The organism is Microbulbifer elongatus, assembly GCF_020524885.1.
GTDB classification, from domain to species: Bacteria; Pseudomonadota; Gammaproteobacteria; order Pseudomonadales; family Cellvibrionaceae; genus Microbulbifer; species Microbulbifer elongatus_A.
In genome coordinates this window covers 1-914 of the sequence record NZ_JAIVKJ010000023.1, presented here as the reverse complement: position 1 = coordinate 914, position 914 = coordinate 1, and the positions used below count along the sequence as shown (strand labels likewise).

The following is a 914-nucleotide window of genomic DNA, read 5'->3' as shown; positions in this document are numbered from 1 at the left end:
TTGCGCGCATTGAGTGATTAGGTGAAAAGTCTGTGCTTAAATTGTGGTCATTAATTCAATCGGGAGGTTGGGTCTAAAAACGATTTAATTAAAATTCGTTTTTCTACAGCCTCGTTAGCCTCTTATTCGACATCGGGAGAATCGGTAATGACGGAAATAAAAATAAAACTTGAGCGCCCACGAGTCGAAGAACTCCTAGCGCGCTACGAAGATGTTATCGGAAAAGATTTTCCTGGCTATCGAAACCATGTTTATCGAACAATTACATATGCCATGCATTTTCTGGAGCATGATGTCGAGGTTGAGCCTCTCGTCGAAATAGCTTTTGTTTATCACGATATCGGGCTTTGGACGGATGGTGAGCTTGCTTACCTTGAACCATCCGAATCGGTAGCCTTAGCAGATAATGAGAAGTACGAATGGGGGCTGGACACAGAGGCACTTCGTGGTGCTATACATTGGCATCATAAAATATTTCCCTATAAGGGGCCTCATGAGCGTGTCATCGAAGCTTGTCGCAAAGCTGACTGGGTAGACGCATCAAAAGGCACAATTCGAAAGGGCCTTAGCAAGCAAGAAATTAAAAAAGTCGAAGCGGCATTTCCAAATTTAGGTTTTCATAACACCTTATTACGGTTGGCAAAGGATTATGGTGGTTCAACATTAGTTGGTGGAATAAAGGTCACTCGCGGCATAGTTAAGTGGTAATCCATAGCTGGCATAGGCTAACAAGCGCATGTTGTCGGACTGGTTTTCCGCTGCGCTCCAAACCAGCCGCAAATGCGGGCGTTATGTGTAGGACTTGCCCACGTTTGGTAGACACCCTGTATAGTTAGGTTTCGGCCTAACACGGAGGTGTACCATGGCGAAGAAAAGAACTCAGGCGTATACGGAGGATTTTCGTAGAGAGGCAG

The 914-nt window shown here is 45.1% G+C and carries 1 protein-coding gene; it reads left to right on the top strand.

Annotated features, from left to right (window positions below):
• Window positions 1-147: 147 nt before the first annotated feature.
• Window positions 148-708: a hypothetical protein gene (locus tag LC059_RS17875; RefSeq protein WP_226705235.1), complete on the top strand. Its 561-nt coding sequence runs from the start codon at window positions 148-150 to the stop codon at window positions 706-708.
• The last annotated feature ends 206 nt before the right edge of the window (window positions 709-914 follow it).